Raw genomic sequence first — 6,534 nt, 5'->3', positions numbered from 1 at the left:
TCACTGGGCATGAACACACGCCCAACCAGGTTGGCAGAAGTGGTTGCACCGGGCATGGGCTTGTTGCCGCCGTCCATTTATTGATCGCCCCGCTTCAGGCCCAAGCGCTGTTGTAGCTCTTGCAACAAAGCGGCTGTGGCTTGCGCCCGGTGGCTGTGCTGGTTTTTGAGGGCCTTGGGCATTTGGGCAGCGGTGCATTGGTGCTCGGGCAACCAAAAATGGGGGTCGTATCCAAAGCCATGTTCACCTTGGGGTTGGTCGATGACCTCGCCCCACCACATTTTTTGAGCAATGCAGGGGGTGGGGTCGTCGGCATGGGCCACCCACACCATGGCGCAAACGAAATATGCACGGCGGTCGGCAATGCCAGCCAGGTTTTTAATTAAACAGGCGTTGTTGTTTGCATCGTTTTTTTGTTGACCAAACAGGGTCGCATATCGAGCCGACAAAACGCCGGGCGCCCCCTGCAGGGCGGGCACACACAAACCAGAATCGTCGGCCAGTGCAGGCCGTCCGCTTAAGCGGCTGGCGTGGCGGGCCTTGGTGAGGGCGTTTTCTACAAAGGTGTGGAAAGGCTCTTCAGCATCGGGCACCCCCAATTCGGCCTGCGCAACCCACTGCACACCCCAGGGTGCAAACAGATCCTGGAATTCACGCAGCTTGCCTTGGTTGCCACTGGCCAGCACCCATGGGGTGTTCAAGTCCATCTGCGCCACCTCTAGGCCGCCAAGGCCGCTTTTTGCATACGCACCAGTTCGGCAATGCCTGCGGCTGCGGAGTCGATCATGCCGTTGAGCTGCTCGCGGCTGAATGCCTCTCCCTCTGCCGTGCCCTGCACTTCAACAAATCCGCCCCGCTCGGTCATCACCACATTCAGGTCGGTTTCACAATTGCTGTCTTCATCGTAGTTCAGGTCGAGCACCACTTGGCCGCCCACCACACCCACCGACACCGCGGCAACAAACTGTTTGATGGGGTTGTCAAGCAAGGCACCGCTGGCCACGAGCTTGCCCACCGCATCGGCCACCGCCACCATGGCACCTGTGATGGACGCAGTGCGTGTGCCGCCGTCAGCCTGAATCACATCGCAATCAATTTTAAGGGTGCGCTCACCCAGCTTGTTCAAGTCAACCGCAGCGCGAAGGGCTCGCCCGATTAAACGCTGAATTTCTTGGGTGCGGCCACTTTGCTTGCCCTTGGCGGCTTCGCGATCCATGCGAGAGTGGGTAGAACGCGGCAACATGCCATATTCTGCCGTCAACCAACCTTGGTTTTGTCCTTTTAAAAAACCGGGGACCTTGTCTTCAACACTGCAGGTGCACAGCACATGGGTGTCCCCAAACCGAACCATCACCGAACCCTCGGCATGCTTGGTGTAGTTGCGTTCCAGGCTGACTGTGCGCAAGGCGTGGGGGCTGCGTCCGTCGGGTCGGTTGTTGCTCATGGATTCTCCAAAAAATATCGTGGTCATATCGCTGCGCATTATGGACCATCTTCGCCCCACAGATCCAATTGCGCGGTTTGTTCAGCCCTGGCCGCTTTGAAGACAGGGCTTTTTGTAGCTTCATCAATGTCCACCAGTTGGCTGGCCCGCAGGCCTAGCAGACGGATGTTGGCTTGCGCGCCAGTATTTGCAAAAGGGGTTTTTCTCAAACAGGCTCGCGCGGCCTGTAGCAGCGTTTCAGCCTGCCAATGCAAGGTGCCGTCGGTGATATCGCGGGTCAGTGATTTGAAATCGGCAAACCGCACCTTGATGCCGATGGTTTTGGCAGCCTTCTTTTTGCGGGACAGGTCTGCGGCCAGCCGATTGACCAAATGGATTAACACCTCAGAGAGTTGCTCACGATGCCTGCGAACATGCATGTCGTGCTCAAAGGTTGTTTCGCGGCTCACGCTTTTGGGCTCCGAAAAAAGCGTGACCTCGCGCGGGTCGATGCCGTGGGCGCTTTGGTGCATCCAAAACCCATAGGATTGGCCAAAATGCATTTGTAACGTCTCAGGCGGAGTTCTGGCCAAGTCCTCGATCGAGAATATGCCGAGGGCGTTGAGCTTTTGAACCGCTTTTGGACCAATGCCATTGATTTTGCCCACTGGCAGCGGCCAAATCACGGTTTTAAATTGATCCGGCGGCACCAGGGTGACCCCATTGGGCTTGTTGAGGTCTGAGCAGATTTTTGAGGTTAGCTTGTTTTGAGACAAGCCGATGGAACAGGTCATGCCACCAGTGGCTGTGAACACCGCAGCCTGCAACGCAAAGGCCAACTGCTGCGCTTGGTCAAAATTGCCTGCGGTTTGCTCGGTGAGGTCAAGGTAAATTTCATCAATCCCCCGGTCCTCAAGGTGGGGCGCTATTTTGCGCACCGCGTCTTTAAACGCTCTGGACTGCGTCTTGTACCACTCAAAATCTGCAGGCAACAAAATGGCATGCGGAGCAAGCTTGGCCGCCTTCATGGTGGGCATGGCCGAATGCAAACCCAGCTTGCGGGCCTCGTAGTTGGCTGTGGTCAACACGCCTCGCCCTTCATATTGGGCAAGAACCGGGAAGGGCTGGCCGGGCAAAGGCTGGATTTTACTTCGCCCACCCACAACCACGGGCAGGCCTTTCAAGGCGGGGTTACGCACCAGTTCGGCATTGGCGTAAAAGGCGTCCATGTCGAGGTGAGCGATGATTCGCTCCATCGAAAACCTCTCCAAAAATTAGCATGTTGACGGATTGAACTTAGGAAGTTGGGCAGTCACTCAAGTTTTGAGTACATCTTTTCTGCACTCGAGCACAGTTCCACAACCCCTTGCACCCTTCAGGAGTTTGCAAATGGCCCCAGATGCAATTGCCCAAGCACCACAAACCGCCCTTCCACCCGACACAAGCCCTAGCGCACCGGCTGGGGCTCTACCAAATACCCCACCCAGTTCAGCAACAGCACATGGAGAAAGTACAGCATTTGGCGTGGCCCCGGCAGGATTTAAAGACAAGGTTGACCCAAGAGTGACTGCACTTGCTCAAGAGATGGGCTGGCCCATCACGGACCAGAGCGTTTACAACCTGATTGCCTTGATGCGCGTGTCGGGGGGAAGTGACGGTTATTTTGACACGGGGGACATTGTTTCTGGCGCTTTGGCCATGGGCTACGAAATCGATGGCCCTGAGGCACTTAATGCTTTGGCGGACTTCCGAACAATTTTTGCCAACGGAACCACCGGCAACGAGGCATCCATGAAGGCTGCCCATGCAGAAAACACGGAGTTGCTCAAGCAACTTGCCGGCGGGCAACCTCTGAATGAAATGTTCGCAAAGACCGATTCAAAAGAGGCCACCGACCTCTTCCATGCCACGGTCAGAAGCCTGGCCACCGCCATCTCCACCGGCGACACCGCCGCTTGGGAAGAGGCCTACCCATGGCTCCAAAAATTTGACCTGCAATACCTCAATTTTGATTGGGATCATCTAGGTCTAAAAGACCCAACACCCGGGCGGCAACCAGCAAGCGGGCCTCAAGACACCGAGGCTAAACCCATGGCCTCAGCACAAGGACTCAGTGGTACAGCGCTTTAACGTCTCCACCCAAGGGGCTAAAACTTACGCCAGCGTGCTTTAGACGCTGGCTTTTTTACTTGATGCGACGCTAAACAATATTTGCCTTGTAAACTTTAATGCTCACAATCAGATTTTTTGCGAGTTTGTTCAATGGTTAGTCGACCCCCCAGCGCCGTATTTAGCATGACCGGCTATGCCAGCGTGCAATCCACAACCCGCGCGGGCACACTCAGCCTTGAGCTGCGCAGTGTAAATTCCCGTTTTTTGGACCTGAATTTCCGCATGGCAGATGACCTGCGCATGGTCGAGCCCCTGGTTCGGGAAAAGCTGATGAAAGCCCTGTCGCGCGGCAAGGTGGAGTGCCGTATTTCTTGGGGGCGAGCCGATGGCGAAAAACGCATTCCCAAGGTGGATCTGGAACAAGTTCGCCTGCTGGCCGACCTGGAAACCACCATTCAAACCGCCCTGCCGCGGGCCAGTGGGTTTCGCATCACCGACATTTTGAACTGGCCTGGCGTGGTGGAAGACAACAGCCTGAGCAACGACGAGCTGCAAGAAACCATTGCCAGCTTGTGTGACCAAGCCATTGATGCACTGAAACAAAGCCGCGAACGCGAAGGCGCCAGCCTGGCGGCCGTGCTCCTTGAAAAAATTGACGCCATGGCCGCCATTGTGGATGGTCTGCAGCCCATGTTGCCGCAGTTTGTGGCTCATTACGAAAGCAAAATTCGCGAACGCATGGCCGAGGTCTTCGAGAAAGTGTTGGCCGACAAAGCCAGCCACCTTGGCGTTGAAGACATTGAAGAGCGCATCAAGCACGAGGTGGCTCTGCATAGCGTGCGCATCGATGTCAAGGAAGAAGTTGAACGCCTGCAAACCCACTTCGCCGAAGTGCGCAGAATTCTTCAACAAGGCGGTGTGATTGGCAAACGGCTGGACTTTGTGACCCAGGAACTCAACCGCGAGGCCAACACCTTGGGCAGCAAGGCCCACGCCATTGCTCAAACCCAGGCTTCCATTGACCTTAAAGTGCTGGTGGAGCAGTTCCGGGAACAGGTGCAAAACATTGAATAGGTTTTAACCTACAATTTGGGTTTAATAGGCAGCCCTGCCCAAGCCGGGTTGCAGCCCTACCCCACACACCACCCCGGATCGCCTTGCCCATGAGCCAGCTCGAGCAACCCCACGCCACACCGCATTATGCAGGCAGTCTGTTTATTGTGAGCGCGCCATCAGGCGCTGGTAAATCGTCCCTGGTGAAAGCCCTGCTGGCCGAAGTCGATGGCATTGGTCTATCCATTTCCAACACCACCCGCAAGGCCCGACCCGGTGAGGTGGATGGCCGTGACTACCACTTCATTTCGCAACCCGATTTTGAAGCGCTGCGCGACCAGGACGGCTTTTTGGAGTGGGCGCATGTGCATGGCAATTACTACGGCACTTCCCGGGCCTGGGTGCAAAGCCAAATGGCTCAAGACCGCGATGTGCTGCTCGAAATCGACTGGCAAGGGGCCGAGCAGGTGGTTCGAAAGGTGCCCAATGTGGTGTCCATTTTTATTTTGCCCCCCAGCATGGAAGAACTTGAAAAACGCTTGCGTGGCCGGGGCACGGACAGCGAAGAGGTGATTTTGAAGAGATTGGGGGCCGCTCAACTGGAAATTGAGCAGGCCCGACGCTTTGATTATGTTATCCTTAACGATGATTTTTCGACTGCTCTATTGGAGCTAAAGTCGATCGTCTTGGCTTCCCGATGCCGTTTCAATCAGCAAATGGCCCGTCACGGGAAGCAACTCAAACGCATTGGACTGTAAACAAGGACACACGATGGCCCGCATCACCGTTGAAGATTGCCTGAAAAAGATTCCCAACCGATTCGACATGGCCCTGTGCGCCACCTACCGCGCCCGCATGCTGGCCCAAGGCCACACACCCAAAGTAGACGGTGGCAAAGACAAGCCCACCGTGACCGCCCTGCGCGAAATTGCGGCCGGTGAAATCGGCGTGGAGATGCTCAAACGCGTCCCCACCTGATTGAACGCGAACGTACGCAGCCTGCTCTGCCCGCAAAGCCCGAGACCGACACACGGCTCGGGCTTTGTTCGTCACAGCGGCGATCTTTTTATTTTATTTAGGCCATTGTTTTGACCCACCCAAGCACCGCTTCAATGGACATCAAATTTGCTTCCATCAAGGCTGTTTCTTTTACCCTGAAGCCCGCGCCGCTGGGCGAGCTTCTGGAAGCCATTCGCAAACGCCTGGGCCCGGGCCCCGGGGTTTATAGCGCCGAGCCAGCCGTGCTTAATCTATTGAACTGGAGCGAAGAGGATTGGCGAGCCCACGGGCTGGCCCTCGCGGACCTTCTGGCCCCCTTCAAGGTGGCTGGTGTAAACGTGGTTGAAGTACAAAGCAAGCTACCCGCCCTTGAAGACGAGGCAGAGCAACTGGGCTTGCGGCACGGCAGTGGCTCTGGCGCCGAGCCCAACCTTGAGCGGGAACTCAAACCTCTAACGGACAAGCCCACAGAAACCCCCAGTGCCGATACTGCCATTGCCCAACATGACGTTGAGCCCCACCCGCCTGGCAATGCCGCACCAGAGGCCTCAGACACCGAGGCCGAGGCAACAGGGGGTGGTGCGGGCAAGTCAGACCGCAAAACCCTGGTGGTTGAGCAAGCCGTGCGCAGTGGGCAAAAAATTTATGCCCAAGGGGCCGACCTGGTGGTGATGGGGCAGGTGTCGGCCGGCGCAGAGGTCATCGCCGATGGCAACATCCACGTTTACGGGGTGTTGCGGGGCCGAGCTTTGGCCGGGGCAGCCGGTGACACCGAGGCCAGAATTCTGTCCACCTGCTTTGAGGCTGAACTGGTGGCTGTCGCTGGTTACTATTTAACTTTCGAGGGCGGTTTTCCGGTTGAAAACCAGTCCAAACCCACATCCATTTATCTTGACCATGGCACCGAACCCGCCACGCTGCGGCTAAAGGCCATCAACATCCGTTAG

The 6,534-nt window shown here is 56.5% G+C and carries 8 protein-coding genes; 5 read left to right on the top strand and 3 right to left on the bottom strand.

The annotated features are described in order from the left end of the window. Positions 1-77 precede the first annotated feature (77 nt). Genes rdgB through dinB form a run of 3 tightly spaced genes read right to left on the bottom strand, consistent with a single transcriptional unit; the run spans position 78 to position 2,679 of the window. The gene (gene rdgB, locus ACEQU8_RS05795; protein WP_370262198.1) at positions 78-707 is read right to left on the bottom strand and encodes an RdgB/HAM1 family non-canonical purine NTP pyrophosphatase; all 630 of its coding nucleotides are present in this window, start codon (positions 705-707) and stop codon (positions 78-80) included. Between the two features lie 11 nt (positions 708-718). Continuing rightward, positions 719-1,444 carry a ribonuclease PH gene (rph, locus tag ACEQU8_RS05790; protein ID WP_370262197.1) on the bottom strand — a complete coding sequence of 242 codons (726 nt, stop codon included), beginning with the start codon at positions 1,442-1,444 and terminating at the stop codon, positions 719-721. A gap of 38 nt (positions 1,445-1,482) precedes the next feature. Next, on the bottom strand, positions 1,483-2,679 hold the full coding sequence (dinB, locus tag ACEQU8_RS05785; RefSeq protein ID WP_370262195.1) for a DNA polymerase IV: 1,197 nt from the start codon (positions 2,677-2,679) through the stop codon (positions 1,483-1,485). Positions 2,680-2,986: 307 nt separating this feature from the next. Here dinB and ACEQU8_RS05780 point away from each other — a divergent pair, with 307 nt between their 5' ends. The 5 genes from ACEQU8_RS05780 (at position 2,987) to minC (ending at position 6,534) form a co-directional block, all read left to right on the top strand. Then, on the top strand, positions 2,987-3,553 hold the full coding sequence (locus ACEQU8_RS05780; RefSeq protein ID WP_370262194.1) for a hypothetical protein: 567 nt from the start codon (positions 2,987-2,989) through the stop codon (positions 3,551-3,553). A 132-nt stretch (positions 3,554-3,685) separates the two neighbouring features. Continuing rightward, positions 3,686-4,609 carry a YicC/YloC family endoribonuclease gene (locus tag ACEQU8_RS05775; RefSeq protein ID WP_370262193.1) on the top strand — a complete coding sequence of 308 codons (924 nt, stop codon included), beginning with the start codon at positions 3,686-3,688 and terminating at the stop codon, positions 4,607-4,609. Between the two features lie 89 nt (positions 4,610-4,698). Then, positions 4,699-5,346 (top strand): guanylate kinase, encoded by a 648-nt coding sequence (gmk, locus tag ACEQU8_RS05770; RefSeq protein ID WP_370262191.1) that lies wholly within the window; start codon positions 4,699-4,701, stop codon positions 5,344-5,346. Positions 5,347-5,359: 13 nt separating this feature from the next. Then, positions 5,360-5,566 carry a DNA-directed RNA polymerase subunit omega gene (gene rpoZ / locus ACEQU8_RS05765; RefSeq protein WP_370262189.1) on the top strand — a complete coding sequence of 69 codons (207 nt, stop codon included), beginning with the start codon at positions 5,360-5,362 and terminating at the stop codon, positions 5,564-5,566. A 134-nt stretch (positions 5,567-5,700) separates the two neighbouring features. Next, entirely contained in the window at positions 5,701-6,534 is an 834-nt protein-coding gene (gene minC, locus ACEQU8_RS05760; RefSeq protein ID WP_370262187.1) for a septum site-determining protein MinC, read from the top strand.

This window comes from Limnobacter sp., from assembly GCF_964228395.1.
Taxonomy (GTDB): Bacteria; Pseudomonadota; Gammaproteobacteria; order Burkholderiales; family Burkholderiaceae_B; genus Limnobacter.
Note: the sequence above shows the minus strand (reverse complement) of the source record. Positions and strands in the feature narration are given on the sequence as shown.